General features: G+C 63.6%; 15 protein-coding genes. 5 read left to right on the plus strand and 10 right to left on the minus strand.

What is annotated here, in order from left to right; all coding sequences use genetic code 11:
* Nucleotides 1-34: 34 nt before the first annotated feature.
* Nucleotides 35-1,315, plus strand: coding sequence for a cysteine desulfurase-like protein (locus CK221_RS09700; protein WP_095777558.1), 1,281 nt, complete (start codon nucleotides 35-37; stop codon nucleotides 1,313-1,315).
* A 23-nt stretch (nucleotides 1,316-1,338) separates the two neighbouring features.
* On the opposite strand, the gene CK221_RS09705 is transcribed toward CK221_RS09700, so the two are convergent.
* The 6 genes from CK221_RS09705 to CK221_RS30735 all read right to left on the minus strand — a co-directional run bounded on the left by CK221_RS09705 (nucleotide 1,339) and on the right by CK221_RS30735 (nucleotide 7,353).
* Nucleotides 1,339-2,163: a dipeptide ABC transporter ATP-binding protein gene (locus CK221_RS09705; RefSeq protein WP_067003757.1), complete on the minus strand. Its 825-nt coding sequence runs from the start codon at nucleotides 2,161-2,163 to the stop codon at nucleotides 1,339-1,341.
* 13 nt (nucleotides 2,164-2,176) lie between these two features.
* Complete coding sequence (locus tag CK221_RS09710; RefSeq protein ID WP_095777559.1) at nucleotides 2,177-3,028, minus strand: ABC transporter ATP-binding protein; 852 nt, start codon at nucleotides 3,026-3,028, stop codon at nucleotides 2,177-2,179.
* Nucleotides 3,028-3,912, minus strand: a complete 885-nt coding sequence (locus CK221_RS09715; protein WP_067003755.1) for an ABC transporter permease subunit — start codon at nucleotides 3,910-3,912, stop codon at nucleotides 3,028-3,030. The genes CK221_RS09710 and CK221_RS09715 overlap by 1 nt, the downstream gene beginning before the upstream one ends.
* Before the next feature lie 26 nt (nucleotides 3,913-3,938).
* A complete protein-coding gene (locus CK221_RS09720; protein WP_095777561.1) occupies nucleotides 3,939-4,946 on the minus strand; it encodes an ABC transporter permease subunit in 1,008 nt (335 codons plus the stop codon).
* Between the two features lie 50 nt (nucleotides 4,947-4,996).
* Nucleotides 4,997-6,595, minus strand: coding sequence for an ABC transporter substrate-binding protein (locus tag CK221_RS09725; protein WP_067003638.1), 1,599 nt, complete (start codon nucleotides 6,593-6,595; stop codon nucleotides 4,997-4,999).
* Nucleotides 6,596-6,963: 368 nt separating this feature from the next.
* The gene (locus CK221_RS30735) at nucleotides 6,964-7,353 is read right to left on the minus strand and encodes a hypothetical protein (RefSeq protein WP_245430598.1); all 390 of its coding nucleotides are present in this window, start codon (nucleotides 7,351-7,353) and stop codon (nucleotides 6,964-6,966) included.
* Between CK221_RS30735 and CK221_RS09730 the strand changes: the two genes are divergently transcribed.
* Both CK221_RS09730 and CK221_RS09735 read left to right on the plus strand, forming a co-directional pair.
* Entirely contained in the window at nucleotides 7,337-9,046 is a 1,710-nt protein-coding gene (locus CK221_RS09730; RefSeq protein ID WP_280952176.1) for a long-chain fatty acid--CoA ligase, read from the plus strand. The two genes, CK221_RS30735 and CK221_RS09730, sit on opposite strands and share 17 nt — an antisense overlap.
* 71 nt (nucleotides 9,047-9,117) lie before the next feature.
* Nucleotides 9,118-9,753 carry a 50S ribosomal protein L11 methyltransferase gene (locus CK221_RS09735; RefSeq protein ID WP_095777613.1) on the plus strand — a complete coding sequence of 212 codons (636 nt, stop codon included), beginning with the start codon at nucleotides 9,118-9,120 and terminating at the stop codon, nucleotides 9,751-9,753.
* On the opposite strand, the gene CK221_RS09740 is transcribed toward CK221_RS09735, so the two are convergent.
* Together CK221_RS09740 and pgi are read right to left on the minus strand one after the other, a co-directional pair.
* Entirely contained in the window at nucleotides 9,754-10,479 is a 726-nt protein-coding gene (locus CK221_RS09740) for an HAD family hydrolase (protein ID WP_067003634.1), read from the minus strand.
* A 5-nt stretch (nucleotides 10,480-10,484) separates the two neighbouring features.
* Complete coding sequence (gene pgi / locus CK221_RS09745; protein ID WP_095777562.1) at nucleotides 10,485-12,128, minus strand: glucose-6-phosphate isomerase; 1,644 nt, start codon at nucleotides 12,126-12,128, stop codon at nucleotides 10,485-10,487.
* A 303-nt stretch (nucleotides 12,129-12,431) separates the two neighbouring features.
* Here pgi and CK221_RS09750 point away from each other — a divergent pair, with 303 nt between their 5' ends.
* Nucleotides 12,432-13,925: a PLP-dependent aminotransferase family protein gene (locus CK221_RS09750; protein WP_040974759.1), complete on the plus strand. Its 1,494-nt coding sequence runs from the start codon at nucleotides 12,432-12,434 to the stop codon at nucleotides 13,923-13,925.
* A 221-nt stretch (nucleotides 13,926-14,146) separates the two neighbouring features.
* Nucleotides 14,147-15,736 carry a trimethylamine methyltransferase family protein gene (locus CK221_RS09755; protein ID WP_095777563.1) on the plus strand — a complete coding sequence of 530 codons (1,590 nt, stop codon included), beginning with the start codon at nucleotides 14,147-14,149 and terminating at the stop codon, nucleotides 15,734-15,736.
* An 8-nt stretch (nucleotides 15,737-15,744) separates the two neighbouring features.
* On the opposite strand, the gene CK221_RS09760 is transcribed toward CK221_RS09755, so the two are convergent.
* Both CK221_RS09760 and CK221_RS09765 read right to left on the minus strand, forming a co-directional pair.
* Nucleotides 15,745-16,143 (minus strand): hypothetical protein, encoded by a 399-nt coding sequence (locus CK221_RS09760; RefSeq protein ID WP_095777564.1) that lies wholly within the window; start codon nucleotides 16,141-16,143, stop codon nucleotides 15,745-15,747.
* Nucleotides 16,144-16,274: 131 nt separating this feature from the next.
* Nucleotides 16,275-18,080, minus strand: coding sequence for an IlvD/Edd family dehydratase (locus CK221_RS09765; protein ID WP_095777565.1), 1,806 nt, complete (start codon nucleotides 18,078-18,080; stop codon nucleotides 16,275-16,277).
* Between the last annotated feature and the right edge of the window lie 119 nt (nucleotides 18,081-18,199).

Below are 18,199 nucleotides of genomic sequence, written 5' to 3' on the forward strand. Positions count from 1 at the left end.
TTGGAATGACCTCGATTAGCTGAAGGAGACTCCCGTGAACCAGCACCATGTTTCGAAAGCGCAGGAGAGCGCCGCTTCGTTCCCGGTCGAGAAGATCCGCGCCATGTTCCCGGCGCTCCGGCAGGCCGGCGACTTCATCTTCATGGACAACGCCGCCGGTGCGCAGATCCCGCAAAGCGTGCTCGACGCGGTGACCAGCCATCTGGTGGCGCACAACGTGCAGCGCGGCGGCCGCTACGGCCGCAGCGTCACCGTCGACCAGTCCGTCGCCGAAGCGCGTGAGAGTGTGGCGCTCCTGATCAACGCCTACAGCCCGTCCGAAATCTGCTTCGGCATGAACGCCACCTCGTTCATCCGCCTGGTCAGCCTCGGCATCGGCCAGATGCTTTCGGAACGCGACGAGATCGTCGTCACCGACATGGACCATGACGCCAACATCGCCACGTGGTTGGCGCTGGAGCAGGCCGGCGCCAGGTTCAAATGGTGGCGCATGCGCGAGGACGGCAATCTGCATGTCGACGACCTCAAGCCGCTGATGTCGGACCGCACCCGGCTCGTCGCCTGCACGGTGACCGCGCACTCGATCGGCTCGATTGTCGATGTCGCTTCGGTCGCCAAGATCGCGCATGCGGCAGGCGCGGAAGTGTTCCTCGACTGCGTGCACTACGGGCCGCACGGGCTGATCGACGTGCAGGCCTGGGACTGCGACTATCTCGTCTGCTCAGGCTACAAGAATTTCTCGCCGCATATGGGTTTTCTCTGGGGCCGCTTCGAAACGTTGAAGCGGCTGCCGACCTTCCGCGAGGACTTCATCCCGGATGAGCCGCCCTACAAGGTCGAGGCCGGCACCTTCATCTACGAGAATGTCTCCGGCATGGACGCAGCGGTGCGCTACCTGGAGTCGATCGGCCGCAATTTCTTGGCCGAGAACAACCGCTCGCGCCGCGACAACATCGCCGCCGGCATGAACGCCATTCGCGACTACGAGCTGACGCTGGCGCGCGAGATGATGAAGGTGCTGAAGGCCTGCGGCGCGACAATTTACGGCGTCGCCGACGAGGCGTGTGTCCATGAGCGCGTGCCGACCTTCTGCTTCAACATCGGCACACTGTCGCCGCAAAGGATCGTCGAGGAGATGGCGGCCTTGCAGATCGGCATCCGCGACGGCCATATGTACGCGCCACGGCTGATGAAGCGGCTGAACCTGTCGATGGACAGCGGCGCGATCCGCGCCTCGCTGGTGCACTACAACACGGTCGAGGAAGTGCACCGCTTCGGTGAAGCGCTGCGGGCGATCATTGCGAAGCTGGCGTGACACCCGGACGTCTGGTTCGAGCCTTACGCCGCCTTCTTCGCCAGCCTTGCCTTGATGCTTGCCACGTCGGCGCGCGGCGTCGCGGCGAAGAGCGTCTTGGTATAGCTGTGCTTGGGGTCCGAGAAGACCTCGTCGCGCGAGCCGTATTCGACCGCCTCGCCGAAATACATCACCATGACGTCGTCGGCGATGTAGCGCACCACCGACAGATCGTGGCTGATGAAGACATAGGTCAGCTTGAACTCGTCCTGCAGGTCGGCGAGCAGGTTGAGCACCTGCGCCTGCACCGAAAGATCAAGCGCCGAGACCGGCTCGTCCAGCACCAGCAGGCTCGGGTTCAGCATCAGTGCGCGGGCAATGGCGATGCGCTGGCGCTGACCGCCGGAGAACATATGCGGATAGCGGTTGTAGTGCTCGGGGCCGAGGCCGACCTTCTTCAGCATCTTCATCGCCAGGTCGCGACGTTCCTCGGCCGGCTTGTCGGTATTGATCAGCAGCGGCTCGCCGAGCACGTCGCCGATCTTTTGACGCGGGTTGAGCGACCCGTACGGATTCTGGAAGACGATCTGCACCTTGCGACGCATTTCCTTGGTCAACCCGTCCTTGGCGATGTCGACCTTGTTGCCGTCGATGAACAAATCGCCGGCGGTCGCGGGATCGATCAGCGTGATGATGCGGGCGAGCGTGGACTTGCCGCAGCCGCTTTCGCCGACGATGGCGAGCGTCTTGCCCTTATCGACGCTGAAGGAGACGCCCTTCACCGCATGCACCGTGCGCGCGGGGCGGAACAGGCCGCCGCCGACATGGTAGTCGCGTTTGATGTTCTTGCCTTCGACAACCTTGGTCATGCGCCGGCTCCGGTCATGCACTGGCTTCTGGGGGCGCCGGCTCGAACAGCATGTCGGAGACGGTCGGCAACCGGTCGCCGACGGCGTTCTCCGGCAGCGCAGACAGCAGCGCGCGCGTGTAGTTGCTCTTCGGGTTCTCGAACAGCGACAGTACGTCGGCCTCTTCCATCTTGCGGCCCTTGTACTGAACGATGACGCGGTCTGCGGTCTCGGCGACCACGCCCATATTGTGGGTGATCATGATCAGGCCCATGCCGTATTTGGCCTGCAGCGACACAAGCAGGTCGAGAATTTGCTTCTGGATGGTGACGTCGAGCGCGGTGGTCGGCTCGTCCGCAATCAGCAGCTTCGGATTGCAGGCAATGGCCATCGCGATCATGACGCGCTGGCATTGGCCGCCCGACATCTGATGCGGGAAGGAGTTGAGCCGCTCGGCCGGCTCCGGAATGCCGACCTGCTTCAACAACTCGATGGCGCGCGCCCGGCGCTGTGCGCGATCCATGCCGAGATGGAAGCGCAGCACTTCCTCGATCTGAAAGCCGACGGTGAAGCAAGGATTGAGACTGGCGATCGGCTCCTGGAAGATCATGGCAATGTCCTTGCCGATGATCTTGCGGCGCTCGGCCGGACCCATCTTGAGGAGATCGCGGCCGCCAAACGTCATTCGGTCGGCCGTGACAGCGGCCGTCCAGGGCAACAGGCCCATAACCGCCAGCATCGACACCGACTTGCCGGAGCCGGATTCGCCGACGATGGCGAGCACCTCGCGCTCGTCGACACGGAGCGAGACGCCGTCGACGGCGCGGAATGGCCCGGAGGCGGTCTGGAACTCGACGATGAGGTTCTGGATGTCGAGCAATGCCATCACGACCTCCTGAGCTTCGGATCGAGCGCGTCGCGCAGGCCGTCGCCGATCAGGTTGATGGCGAGCACCGTGATAAGTATGGCAAGGCCGGGGAAAGTCACCACCCACCAGGCGCGCAGGATGAATTCGCGCGCCGAGGCCAGCATGGTGCCCCATTCAGGCGTCGGCGGCTGCGCGCCGAGTCCAAGGAAGCCAAGCGCTGCGGCTTCGAGGATGGCGTTCGAGAAGGACAGCGTGCCCTGGACGATCAGCGGCGCCAGGCAGTTCGGCAGGATGGTCCTGAGCATCAGCCTGAGGTGCCCGGCGCCGGCGACCTTGGCAGCCACGACATATTCGCGGCTCTTTTCAGCCATCACCGCAGCGCGCACCAGGCGGGCGAAATGCGGCTGCAGGACAAGCGAGATCGCCAGCATCGCATTGAACAGCCCGGGTCCGAGAATGGTGACCAGCACCAGCGCCAGAAGCAGCGACGGGAAGGCCAGGATCAGGTCCATGACGCGCATGATTGCGACGTCGACCCAGCCGCGGAAATAGCCTGCCAGCAAGCCGAGCGTGATGCCGCCGACGAGGGCCAGCGTGACGACGACGGCGCCGATGAGCAGCGAGAAACGCGCGCCATAGAGCAGGCGCGAGAGGATGTCGCGGCCGACCGGATCGGTGCCGAGGATATATTGCGAGCTGCCGCCCGCCTGCCAGGCCGGCGGCCTGAGGAAGGCGGTCTTGTCCTGCACGTCGGGCGCATAGGGCGCGAGCAACGGCGCAAAGAGCGCCGCCAGCACCAGCAGGATGAAGACGACCAAGCCGATGACGGCGCCGCGGTTCACCGAGAAATAGTGCCAGAAGGTCTTGAAGCCGGTCAGCCGGTCCGGGCTGCCGGCGGCCATCGGGGCGATTTCGGTCGACTGGCTCATCACGCCGCCCTGATGCGCGGGTTGATGACGGCATAAAGCACGTCGACGATGAGGTTAACGGCCATGACGATGAGTGCGATCAAAAGCAGACCTGACTGCACGACGACATAGTCGCGCTTGAAGATGGAATCGACCATCCACTTGCCGATGCCCGGCCAGGCGAAGATGGTTTCGGTGAGGATGGCGCCGGCAAGCAGCGTGCCGACCTGCAGGCCGATCGTGGTGACGACCGGGATCAGGGCGTTGCGAAGTGCGTGCGCACCGATGACGCGGGCGGCGGAAAGGCCCTTGGCGCGGGCGGTGCGGACATAGTCTTCACCGAGCACCTCGAGCATGGCCGAACGGGTCTGGCGCGCGATCACCGCCAGCGGAATCGTGCCGAGCACGATCGCCGGCAGGATGAGATGGCTGAGCGCCGAGCGCAGCGCGTCCCATTTGCCGTAGAGAATGCTGTCGATGGTCATGAAACCGGTGATCGGCTTCAGGAAGAACTGCAGGCCCATGCGGCCCGACACCGGCGTCCAGCCGAGATAGCCGGAAAAGAAGATGATGAGCAGCAGGCCCCACCAGAAGATCGGCATGGAATAGCCGACCAGCGCGGTGCCCATCAACGACTGATCGAACCATGAGCCGCGTTTGACGGCCGCGAATATGCCGGCCGGGATGCCGATCGCCATGGCGAAGATCATGGCGAAGAAGGACAATTCCAGCGTCGCCGGGAAGAGCGTCTTGAACTCTTGGAGAACCGGGCGCTTGGAGGAAATCGAGACGCCGAAATCGCCGGTCGCGACCTCGCCGACATAGCGCGCATACTGCTCCCAGACCGGCAGATTGTAGCCGAACTGTTCCTTGAGCTCTTGGTAGCGGGCGGGGGTGACGCCGTGCTCGCCGGCCATGGCCAGGATCGGATCGCCGGGCAGCAGCCGGACAAAGGCGAAGGCGCAGATGGTGATGCCGACGAGCGTCGGGATCAGAAGTGCGATTTTGTTGAGGAGATATCTGAGCATCGTGAAATGGAATGGGGCGGCGACAATTCGCGCCGCCCCGTTCGCAAATATTACTCGGCCTTGTCAACGCCGTCGAAGCGATGAATGCCGAGCGGGTCCATCTTGAAGCCGCTGACGTTGTTGCGGACAACGGCATAGACCTGGCTGTGAGCCAGCAGGAAGGCCGGCGCCTGCTTGGCGAAGATTTCCTGGGCCTGCTCATAGAGCTTGGTGCGCTCGCCCTGGTCGCTGGTCTTCTTGGCCTTCTGGATCAGGTCCTCGAAGTCCTTGTCGCACCAGCTGGAATAGTTCGAGACGCCGATGGCCGAGCACGCGAAGAGGGTGGCGAAGAAATTGTCCGGATCGCCATTGTCGCCGGTCCAGCCGATCTGGAAGGCGCCGGGACGCTCCTTCTTCTTGCCTTCCTCGCGATACTTGGTCCACTCGTAGTTGACGATCTCGGCCTTGACGCCGACCTTGGCCCAGTCGGCCTGGATCAGCTCAGCCGCGCGCTGGAAGTTCGGGTTGTAAGGACGAACGCGGTCGGAAGCCCAGAGCTGGATTTCCTTCAGGCCGGCGTCGGCCAGCACCTTCTTGGCCGCTTCCGGATCATAGGAATCGAACTTCACATCCTTGTTCCACGACCACATGGTCGGCGGGATCAGGTTCTGCGCCGGCGTCGCGCCAGCGTCCTGGAACAGCGACTTGATCAGCGCTTCCCGGTCGATCGCCTGGTTGAGCGCGTGACGAACCTCCGGCTTGTCGAGCGGCGGGATCGTCGTGTTGTAGCTCATGTAGCCGATGTTAAGGCCGGCCTGATCCATCAGGGTCACGTCCTTGTTGGCCTTGATGGTGGCGATGTCCGCCGGGTTCGGATAGGGAGCGACATCGCATTCGCCGGCCAGCACCTTCTGGATGCGGGCGGTCGCGTCAGGCGTGATGGCGAAGACCAGATCGTCGATCTTCTCCTTGCCCTTGAAGTAGTCGGGGTTCGCCGCATAGCGGATGACCGAGTCGAGCTGATAGTCGACGAACTGGAACGGCCCGGTGCCGATCGGCTTGGTCGAGAAGTCGGCCATCTTGCCTTCCTTCTCGAGCTGGTCGGCATATTCCTTCGACACGATCGAGGCGAAGTCCATGCCGAGATTGGCCAGCATCGGCGCGTTCGGCTCGGTCAGCGTCAGCTTGACGGTGAGGTCGTCGACCTTTTCCCACTTGGCGACGTATTTCGGCATGTCCATGCCGGTGTAGTAGTCCCAGGTCAGGTTCGGCAGATACTTCTCGCCGTTCCACGGATTCTGCTTGTTGAACTGACGGTCGAACGAGAAGACGACGTCATCGGCATTGAGGTCGCGGGTCGGCTTGAAATAGTCGGTGGTCTGGAACTTCACGCCAGGGTGCAGGTGGAAAGTATAGACCAGGCCGTCGTCGGAGATTTCCCATTTGTCGGCGAGGCCGGGCTCGATCTCGGTGCCGCCATGCTTGAACTCGACCAGGCGCGAATAGACCGTGCGCGACGAAGCGTCGAAGTCGTTGCCGCCCGTCGTCGTACCCGGATCGAAATTGGCCGGCGACGCTTCCGAGCAATAAACAAGCGTCTTTGCATTGGCCATCCCGCCGAGGACGCTTGCAGCCAGCAACGCGGCTGCAAAAGTCATTGTCTTTTTCATTGAGCACTCCCTGATGTTCTTCCAAGCCCCTCTATCAGGCTCGCGAAGCGCGCATATAAGCACCGTTTTTGGGGCTTTGGAACACCCCGTTTGCGTACCCCACGGTAAGCAGGAAAAGAATCCGCATTTTCCTCAAATAGCAGAAAAAATGAGCAGAATTTTTCGCTCACGCTAATGTTAACAACCGCATTTTTTTATTGATTGAGCCTCTGCCGAAATGGAACGAGGAGCTACTGCCTGCCATCCCAGATACTCGTCGAGTCGCGCCTGAAGGAGGCGTCGAGGGATGGGATTTCGGCGGCAAATCTTTCCGCCGCTGCCGCTGGGGCAAGACTTGCACGGCCGCCGATAGAGGCAATACATAGACGTCAGGCCGGATTTCTTGGAATCCGCAATCGGCCGCAGCGGGAGGAACGCTTCCGAAATCGGAAAGAGATGCGGCGCAGCAGCAAGACCAGGACACCAGGGAGGGATTTGGTGGCAAAAGCAGCAAAGACAACGCCCCCGGCGAAGGCAAGAGCCAAGGCCGCGCCCGTCGATGCGGGCGCGCCCAAGGCTTCATCTTCCAAGACCGCTTCGCCAGCCAAAACGCCGTCACCTGCAAAGGCCGGCTCCAAGCCGAAGACCACTGCGAAACCGGCTGCCGCTGCAAAGAAGACGAACCCCGCATCCGCCGCCAAGGCTGCAACCGCAAAGACCGCCAGGCCTGCGGCAAAGGCAGCCTCGGGATCGGCCAGGCGGCTGCCCAAGGCGATCACGGAACTCGCGGCAGGCTTGCCGGAAAAGCCTTGGCTGAAAAACTACCCGAAGAACATGCCGGCGGAGATCGGTCCGCTGCCTTACGATTCCATTGGCGACTTCCTCGTCGGCGCCTGCAAGCAGTTCGCCAGCCGGCCGGCGTTCGTGTGCATGGGCAAGTCGATCTCCTATGCCGAGCTCGAGCGGCTTTCGGCGGCCTTCGGCGCCTATCTGCAGTCGAACGGACTGGAGAAGGGCGCGCGCGTGGCGCTGATGATGCCGAACGTTTTGCAATACCCGGTAGCGATGATGGCCGTGCTTCGCGCCGGCTTCACGGTGGTGAACGTCAACCCGCTCTACACGCCGCGCGAGCTGGAGCATCAGCTCAAGGATTCCGGCGCGCAGGCCATCGTCATTCTGGAGAACTTCGCCAACACGCTGCAGGCGGTGATCGCCAGGACGCCGGTCAAGCATGTCGTGGTCGCGGCGATGGGCGACATGTTGGGCGGGCTGAAAGGCGCGATCGTCAATCTCGTCGTGCGGCGGGTGAAGAAGATGGTTCCCGCCTGGTCGCTGCCCGGCCACGTCAAATTCAACGCCGCGCTCAAGGCGGGCTCGGCAAGCGCCTTCAAGCCGGCGGCGGTGTCGGGCGACGATATCGCCTTCCTGCAATATACCGGCGGCACGACCGGCGTGTCGAAAGGCGCGACGCTGCTGCACCGCAACGTCTTGTCCAACGTGGCGCAGAATTCGCTCTGGGTGGAGGACGCCTATACGGTCAAGCCGAAGCCGGCGCATCTCAACTTCGTCTGCGCGCTGCCGCTCTACCACATCTTCGCGCTGACGGTGAACGCGCTGATGGGCATGCAGCAAGGCGCGCAGAACGTGCTCATTCCGAACCCGCGCGACATTCCCGGCTTCGTGAAAGAACTGCAGAAATACCCGGTCCACATCTTTCCCGGCCTCAATACGCTGTTCAACGCGCTGCTCAACAATGAGGATTTCCGCAAGCTCGACTTCAAGCCGCTGATCCTCACTCTCGGCGGCGGCATGGCGGTGCAGAAAGGCGTGGCCGAGCGCTGGAAGGCGCTGACGGGCTGTCCGGTGAGCGAAGGCTACGGGCTTTCCGAAACCTCGCCGGTGGCAACCGCCAACAAGTTCAGCTCCAGCGACTTTACCGGCACGATCGGCCTGCCGCTGCCTTCGACCGAGATCGCCATCCGCGACGACGACGGCAACAACGTGCCGCTCGGCGAAGTCGGAGAGATCTGCATCCGGGGGCCGCAGGTTATGGCCGGCTACTGGAACCGACCGGACGAGACCGCCAAAGTGATGACCAAGGACGGATTCTTCAAGTCGGGCGACATGGGCTTCATGGATGAGCGCGGCTACACCAAGATCGTCGACCGCAAGAAGGACATGATCCTGGTCTCCGGTTTCAACGTCTATCCGAACGAGCTGGAAGAAGTCGTGGCGCAGCACCCGGGCGTGCTCGAAGTGGCGGCGATCGGCGTGCCGGACGAGCACTCCGGCGAGGTGCCGAAGCTGTTCGTGGTCAGGAAGGATCCAGCGCTCACCATCGAAACGCTGACTGTCTATTGCCGCGAGAACCTGACCGGCTACAAGCGGCCGAGATACATCGAATTCCGCGCCGAACTGCCGAAGACGCCGGTCGGCAAGATCCTGCGGCGCGCCTTGCGGGAGCAGATTTGAACGAAAATGTTGCCGGCCTGACGCCAATACATCGCGCCGGCCTCGATCCCGCCGAATTCATCAAGGCGAACATGCGGCTTCAGCCGGTGCCGTCGCTGCCTGAAATCCGGCTCTATACGCCCCATCCCGGCAGCGGGCTGAGGCGGCTGCTGGAACCGGAGGACGGCTCGCACGAGCACGCGGCCGAGCCGCAGCCGCCCTACTGGGCCTATGCCTGGGCGGGCGGCGCAGTGCTGGCGCGCTATGTTCTCGATCGGCCGTCAACCGTTGCCGGCCGGCGCGTGCTCGACCTCGGCGCCGGTTCCGGCCTTGTCGGCATCGCCGCGGCGAAAGCCGGGGCCAGGGAAGTGACCGCGGTGGAGATCGACCGCAACGGCATCGTCGCGCTCCGCCTCAACGCGGAGGCCAACGGCGTAGCCGTCACCATAATCGGCGCGGACATCACCGCCGGTTCGCCGCCGTCGGTCGATCTCGTGCTCGCCGGCGACGTCTTCTACGGGCAAGCGGTCGCGCGGCGGATCGTCCCCTTCCTCGACCGCTGCCTTGCCGCGGGCATCGAGGTGCTGGTCGGCGACCCGGGCCGCGCCTGGCTGCCCAGGCGGCGGCTTCGCCTGCTTGGCGAGTATCAGGTGCCTGATGTCGGCGGAAACGGCGGTAGCGCGCCGAAACCGAGCGGGATATTTGCGTTCCTTCCCAGCGAGCCCTGATCAGCCCGCCGGCACACTCATCCGCGCTGCGAGAAAATCCGGCAAGTCGGCGACCGAATCCAGGATGACGTCGGCCATCGGCGACAGGGAGTCACGCGTACCCGTGCCGGAGAGCACGCCGATCGCCAGGCCGCAGCCGCCGGCGCGCGCCATTTCGAGATCGTGGCGATTGTCGCCGACCATGGCGATCTCGCCGGGCTTCAGTCCCGTCAGATCGCAGAACGCGATGACCGTGTCGGGCGCGGGCTTCGGGTTCGCGACCGCATCATAGCCGAAGGCGGCGTCGAAGAGCTGCGCGACACCGAGCGTGGCGAGCGTCTTCTCGGCGCCGCTGGTGGAATCGTTGGTGGCGACGCCCAGCCGGAAGGATCGCTTGTGCAGCGCCCGCAGCGATTCGACGATACCGGGCAGAGCGACAGCCATCGACGAGCCCTGAACCGAGGTGATCTCGTTGAAGCGGGCGACGGCCAGCATCTGGTCCTCCTCCGACAGGCGCGGGAACCAGAGCTCGACGACGTCCATGTTCGAGCCCGAGGCAAAGATCGAATCCGGCTTGAAGCGCTTGCTGACGAAATCGAAGCCGGCGGCGGCGAGCAACCTGTCGGCTTTCCAGCGATCGCCTTCGGCGGCGTCCATGGCCATGAAATCGGCAATGCCGAGCCAGGTAGCGTTGAAGTCGACAAGCGTCCCGTCCTTGTCGAACAGAATTCCCTTGATATCCGCCAATCCGTTTACTCCGCGCCACGCAATTGGTGGACATGAGCCACCAATCCGGCAGTCGAGGCGTCGCGTTTTGCGGCAGTCTCCTTGCCTTCCACGACAGGCAGCAGGCCTGTCGCCAGTTCCTTGCCGAGTTCGACACCCCACTGGTCGAACGAATTGATGTTGAACAGCGTGCCCTCGACGAAGACGCGATGCTCATAGAGCGCGATCAGGCGACCGAGCGTGCGCGGATCAAGCTTGCGGTAGAGGATGGTGAGCGACGGACGGTTGCCCAAAAAGACGCGATGCGGCGCGATGCGATCGACATCGGCGGGCTTCATGCCCTTGGCCAGCATCTGCGCGCGCGCCTCTTCCAGCGTGCGGCCCTTCATGAAGGCTTCCGACTGCGCCAGGCAATTGGCAAGCAAGAGATCGTGGTGGGTCCTCAGCTCGGGCTCGTGGCTGACGGCTGCGGCAAGAAACTCGACCGGGATGAAATCGCTCCCCTGGTGCAAAAGCTGGAAAAAGGCGTGCTGGCCGTTGGTACCGGGCTCGCCCCAGACCAGCGGGCCGGTCGGCGTGGTCACCGGGCCGCCGTCCAGTGTCACGCTCTTGCCGTTCGATTCCATATCGAGCTGCTGCAGATAGGCCGGCAGGCGCGACAGGCGCTGATCGTATGGAATGACGGCACGGGCCGGGTATTTGCAGACGACGCGGTGCCACCAGCCGATCAGCCCCAGCAAAACAGGCAGGTTCTTTTGCAGGGGGGCCGAGCGGAAATGCTCGTCCATCTCATGCGCGCCGTCGAGGAAGGCGCGGAAATTGCGCGGGCCGATGGCGATCATCACCGGCAGGCCAATGGCGCTCCAGACCGAGTAGCGGCCGCCGACCCAGTCCCAGAAACCGAAGACGCGGTCGGAGGCGATGCCGAACTTGGCCACTAGGTCGAGCGCGGTCGAGACGGCGGCGAAATGCTTGCCGATCGCTTGCTTGCCCAGCGCCTTTTCCACCCATCTGCGCGCCGTCTCGGCATTGGTCATCGTCTCGACAGTGGTGAAAGTCTTGGAGGCGATGATGAACAAAGTCGTCTCGGGAGACAGGCCTTTCAGCGTGTCGTGGATGTGGGCGCCGTCGACGTTGGAGACATAATGCGCACGCGGGCCGTCATGGTAGGGCGCGAGCGCCAGCGTCACCATCGCCGGGCCAAGATCAGAGCCGCCAATGCCGATATTGACGATGTCGGTGATCTTCTTGCCGGTGGCGCCGGCCGCCTCGCCGGAGCGAATCGCATCAGCGAAGGCGCCCATCGCGTCGAGCACGGCGATCACATCGGCCTTGGTGTCCTGGCCATCGACCACGACACTCTTGCCGGTCAGATTGCGCAGCGCCGTGTGCAGCACGGCGCGGTTTTCGGTGATGTTGATCTTCTTGCCTTCGAACATCGCGGCGCGTCGGCCTTCGAGGTCGGCGGCGCCGGAGAGCGTCTCCAGCATTGCCATCGTGTCGGCGTCGACCGCGCATTTCGACCAGTCGAGCAGAAGATCGCCATCGGTGGCGGAGAATTTCTCGAAGCGCCTGGGATCGGCGGCGAAGGCTTCGCGCATCGTGCCCTTGGCTGCCGCGCGCTGCTCACGCAGGGCGGTGACCTGCTTGTCGAAGGCTGACTGATCCAATGGTGGCTCCTGGCGGGTTTTTAGACCATTTTAACAGGCCCGATGTTTCCGGCGCGTGTCGTCGCGACATTGTATTGAGCCGGATTTCCGTTTCGTTCAAGCGCGGCAGTGACGCACTGCATCACGCTTTTATGATGCCCCGCAACATCGCTTCCCTGGCGGACGCGCCCCTTTCGTGACCAATGGATCACTGGCATAAATCCCAGCGATCAGAAAAATTGATTGGCGCAACCCCTTGTGCCACCCCTACACTCGACTGGTCCAGCCAAGTGAAAACAGCTGGCCATCCGAGGATGATCTCCCATGCCACAGCGCAATGACACGGCCATATGGTCCGGCCTGTTCCGGATTTCGGCCGAATCCGGACAAACTCTCCAGGCACAGATCCGCCAGGCGATCGTCGCAGCCATCCTCGACCGGCAGATCGCCGCTTCGATGCCGCTGCCATCCTGCCGGATTCTGGCGGAAAAACTGGGCGTTGCCCGCGGCACGGTGGTGCTTGCCTTCCAGCAGCTGGTCGACCAAGGTTTTCTTGTGGCGCGCGAGAGGCGCGGCCACTTCGTCAACCCTGAAGTGCTGGCCACCCCCGCCAAGCCGCACCAGAAGGCGCCCGACCAGCAGAATGAGATCGACTGGAAGGCGCGTCGGCAGATCGCCGCCAGCGATATGCCGCCGCCGGCCAAGCACGACAACTGGATCAAGTCCTCCTATCCGTTCGTCTACGGCCAGTTCGATCCGGCGCTGTTTCCGACCGCGGAATGGCGCGAGTGCAACCGCATGGCGCTCGCGGTGCTGGAGATCCGCAACTGGGCATCGGACATGGTCGACCGGGACGATCCGCTGCTCATCGAGCAGATCCAGGCCCGGCTTTTGCCGCGCCGCGGCATCTTCGCCAATCCGGACGAGATCATCGTGACGTTGGGCGCGCAGAACGCGCTCTATATGCTCGCCTCGCTGTTGATGACCAAGGGCTCGAAGGTGGCAATGGAAGACCCCGGCTATCCGGATGCCCGCTCGATCTTCCGGCTCGCCGGCGCCGATATCCAGCCGGTCCCTGTCGACCAGTCGGGCATCGTGACCTCGGCGATCCCAAGCGATTCCGGCTTTGTATTCGTCACCCCAAGCCACCATTGCCCGACGATGGTGCCGTTGTCCGCCGAGCGGCGGCAGGATTTGCTGGCGCGAGCCAACCGCAACAACCAGATCATCATCGAGGACGGCTATGACAGCCAGCTTCTCGACGAGGCGCCGCAGCAGGCGCTGAAGAGCCTCGATCGCTCGGGCCGCGTCATCTATGTCGGCTCGATGTCGAAGACGCTGGCTCCGGGTCTGAGGCTCGGCTACATCGTCGCTTCGGCAGGACTGATTGCCGAGCTTCGCGCGTTGCGTCGCTTCATGCTCAGGCATCCGCCGGCAAACAACCAGCGCGCCGTTGCGCTGTTTTTGTCGCTCGGCCATCACGAGGCGCTGGTGCGCAGGCTCTCCGCCGCCTTCGACGAGCGGCGCAAGCGTCTGGTCCATGCGATTTCCGCTTTCCTGCCAGAATGGCGCTCGACCGACTCGGCGGGAGGCACATCGTTGTGGCTGGAGGGCCCGCGCGGTACCGATTCACGAGGGCTCGCCGAAGCGGCCGCTTCCCGCAGCGTCATCATCGAACCCGGCGACCGGTTCTTCGACCGCAGCGAAAAGCCCTCGCGTTTCATGCGTTTGGGCATCTCCTCGATCTCGCTGCAGCACATCGAGCCCGGGATTCGGGAGCTCGCCACAGCCGCTGGCCGCAGGCCCGCTGCCGCCTGATCACCACGGACTGCCACATCAAGAGCCGGCGTTTTTGCCGGCTCTTTTATTTTGGCGCGCCTCGAGGCTTTAGCATCCTGGCATATTCGACGGGATTGACTGGCTCATAGGCTGTGCCAATGCCGACGGCATAGTCGAGGCACAAAGGGGACGAGGCAGGCCGATGGTGGACCAACCGCCGCGCATCCTGCCCCTGAAAAAGCAAAGGTGGAGTGCTTTCCATGTCAATGGCTCTTGAGAAGCAGGAAACGACGTCGGACCAGCGTTCGCGGCGGTCCGGCGGGCGCGAAGCGCGCCGCGCGATGCGGGCAGCACCGCTCGCAGACGATATCCGTCCGGTGCGAGCCGGCCTCGAAGGCGGCAGCTACGGGCCATTGAGCCAGAACGACAAAGAACGCATCCATGAAGCGGTGCTGACGCTTCTGGAGACGGTGGGCTTCGCCAACGCCATCCCCTCCTGTATCGAGGCGCTGACCCGGGTCGGGGCGAGCTACGGCGACGACGGCCGCATCCGCCTGCCGCGCGCGCTGGTGCTCGACACGATCAAGAAGGCGGCGCGCCACTTCACGCTCCACGGCCAGGATCCCAAGCACGACATGGTGATCCAGGGCAAACGCGTCCACTACGGCACGGCCGGCGCGGCGGTGCATCTGGTCGATGTCGAGAAGCGCGAATATCGCGAATCGCAGCTGCAGGACATCTATGACGCCGCCCGTCTCGTCGACGGGCTCGACAACATCCATTTCTTCCAGCGCACCATGGTGCCGCGCGATATTCCCGATCCGCTCGAGATGGACTTCAACACGCTCTATGCCTGCGTACTGGGGACATCCAAGCATGTCGGCACCTCGTTCACCGTGCGAGAGAACGTCAAGCCGGCGCTGGAAATGCTCTATGCGATCGCCGGCGGCGAGGAGAATTTCCGGGCGCGCCCTTTCGTGTCGAACTCGAACTGCTTCGTGGTGCCGCCGATGAAATTCGCCGAGGACGCCTGCGGCGTGCTCGAAGCCTGCGTCGAGGGCGGCATTCCGATCCTGCTCTTGTCGGCCGGCCAAGCCGGCGCCACAGCTCCCGCCGCGATTGCCGGCGCCGTCGTGCAGGCGGTGGCCGAAGTGCTGATGGGCCTCGTCTATGTCAACGCCATCAAGCCCGGCCATCCGGCGATCTTCGGCACCTGGCCGTTCGTCTCCGATCTCCGGACCGGCGCCATGTCCGGCGGTTCGGCCGAGCAGGCCGTGTTGACCGCGGCCTGCGCGCAGATGGCGCAATATTACGACCTGCCGGGTGGCTCGGCCGCAGGCATGACGGATTCGAAGCTGCCCGACATCCAATGCGGCTATGAAAAAGGCATCACCGATGTGATGGCCGGTCTTGCCGGCCTCAACCTCGTCTATGAATCGGCCGGCATGCATGCCTCGCTGCTCGGCTTCTGTCTCGAAAGCCTGATCATCGACAACGACATGCTCGGCCACTGCCTGCGATGCGTGCGCGGCATCGAGGTGACGGACGAGGCGCTGTCGATCGACACGATCGCCGACGTCTGCCTCAAGGGCCCCGGTCACTATCTCGGCAACGAGCAGACTTTGAAGCTGATGCAGACCGAATATTTTTATCCGGCAGTCGGCGATCGCTTCTCGCCCAAGGAATGGAACGAGAAGGGCCGGCCCGACATTTTGCAGCGGGCTATCGCCGAGAAGAAGCGCGTGCTGGCCGAGCGCTTTCCGCGCCATGTGTCGCGGCTCGTCGACGACAAGCTGCGCGCGCGCTTCGGCGAGATGATCAAGCTGCCGCGCAACAAGATGGGCGGCTGATCTGCAGATCACTCCGCACGCAGCCCATAGCGCTCGACGACTTCGGCGTTGATCAGCTTCGCATGCAGCGTCAACAGCACGATCTGCGCATCGAGGCTGTCGCCGGCTTCGAGCGCGGCCTCGATGCGGCGCTCGGCTTCCAAAGTGTGCTCCCTGCCATTGGCCCGCTCGAAGGTTTCCGGTCCGGCGACGCAATAGCCGCAGAGTTGCGCCACTGATTGATAAGCCTGAGGCGGCGGCTCCTCGGGCCAATGATCCTTCATCAGGTTGACGATGGTGAGCTTGACGCCCTCAGGCACCAGTGCCGGATGCAAGTCGGCCTTGCGCAAGGCGTCGTCGAGCTGGCGCAAGTCGCCCGAACGGCCGAACATGCCGAGGAAGCCGAGGGAAGAGCGCCGTTTCGCCATATATAGCCTCCCTTCGTAGAACCGCCGAGATCGGGCTAATCTGTAGATGCCCCGCGGCCGAAACAAGGGCCATGAGAAAGGGCGGTCCGCCGGAAAGCGGACCGCCCTTCGATTGTCGCCGTGCTCTGAATTCAGTGGTTGTCGCGCGGGACGCCCCTGGTGTGCGCGACATCCTGATACTTCACCGCCGGCTTCAGCACCATGCCGGCGGAGAACTGGTCGACCATGCCGCGCTGGATCTCCTGCCAGGGCGTCTGGTGCTCGGGATAGTCATAGCCGCCATTGCCCTGCAGCGCTGCCCGCCGCCTGGCGATCTCCTCGTCGCCGACAAGGATATTGGCGGTGCCCTTCCTCAGGTCGATGCGGACGCGGTCGCCGGTCTTGAGCAGCGCCAGCCCGCCGCCGACCGCTGCCTCCGGCGAGGCGTTGAGGATCGATGGCGAACCCGACGTGCCGGACTGGCGACCGTCGCCGATGCAGGCCAGCGAATGGAGGCCCTTCTTGATGAGATGGGCCGGCGGCTGCATGTTGACCACCTCGGCGCCGCCCGGATAGCCGACCGGACCGGCGCCGCGCATGAACAGGATCGTGTGCTCGTCGATGCCCTGCGCCGGATCGTCGATGCGGGCGTGGTAATCCTCCGGGCCGTCGAAGACCATGGCGTTGCCTTCGAAAGCCTCCGGATCGTTCGGGTTCGAGAGATAGCGCTCGCGGAATTCGGGCGAGATGCCGCTGGTCTTCATGATGGCGGAATCAAACAGATTGCCCTTGAGGTTGATGAAGCCGGCATTGCTCTTGAGCGGCTTATCGACGCCGCGGATGACATCGTGATTTTCGTTGACCGCGCCGCGGCAATTGTCGCCGATCGACTTGCCGTTGGCGGTGATCGCGTCGGGGTGCGGCAATAGTCCGCCCTTCAGCAGTTCGGCCACGACGGCCGGCACGCCGCCGGCATGGTGATAGTCCTCGCCGAGATACTCGCCCGTCGGCTGCAGGTTGACGATCAGCGGCACGTTAAGGCCGATGTTCTGCCAGTCGTCATTGTCGAGCGGCACGCCGAGATGGCGGGCGATGGCATTGAGGTGGATCGGCGCGTTGGTCGAGCCGCCGATGGCCGAATTGACGACGATGGCATTCTCGAACGCCTGGCGGGTCATGATGTCCGACGGTTTCAGGTCCTCATGCACCATATCGACGATGCGCTTGCCGGTCTCGTAGGCGATCTGGCCGCGCTCGCGATAGGGCGCGGGGATCGCGGCCGAGCCCGGCAGCTGCATGCCGAGCGCCTCGGCAAGCGAATTCATGGTGGTGGCGGTGCCCATGGTGTTGCAATAGCCGGTCGACGGCGCCGAGGAGGCGACGATGTCCATGAACTCGTCATAGTTGATCTCGCCGGCCGACAGCCGCTGGCGCGATTCCCAGACGATGGTGCCGGAGCCGGTGCGCTTGCCCTTATGCCAGCCATTGAGCATCGGGCCGACCGAAAGCGCGATCGCCGGAATGTTGACGGTCGCCGCCGCCATCAAGAGCGCGGGCGTAGTCTTGTCGCAGCCGATGGTCAGCACGACGCCGTCGAGCGGATAGCCGTAGAGCACCTCGACGAGGCTGAGATACGCGAGGTTGCGGTCGAGCGCCGCCGTAGGCCGCTTGCCGGTCTCCTGGATCGGATGGCACGGGAACTCGAAGGGGATGCCGCCCATCGAGACGATGCCTTCGCGCACGCGCTTGGCGAGCTCGAGATGGTGCCTGTTGCAGGGCGAGAGATCGGAACCCGTCTGCGCGATACCGATCAGCGGCTTGCCCGACATCAGCTCGGCGCGCGTCAGTCCGTAATTGAGGTAGCGTTCGAGATAGAGCGCCGTCATGCCCGGGTTGTCGGGATTGTCGAACCACTCCTGCGAGCGAAATTTCTTCTTCTTGGTGGGGGCGCCTGCCATCGTGGTCTCCGTATTTGTATGACAAATCGATATGACAACGCGCCCATGCAGGCAAGAGGCAGACACGCCGCAGACCCGCACTTTGGTGCGATAGACATAGAAAGGGCCGCGGCCTAGGA

This window comes from Mesorhizobium sp. WSM3868 (genome assembly GCF_002294785.1).
In the GTDB taxonomy this organism is placed as follows: Bacteria; Pseudomonadota; Alphaproteobacteria; order Rhizobiales; family Rhizobiaceae; genus Mesorhizobium.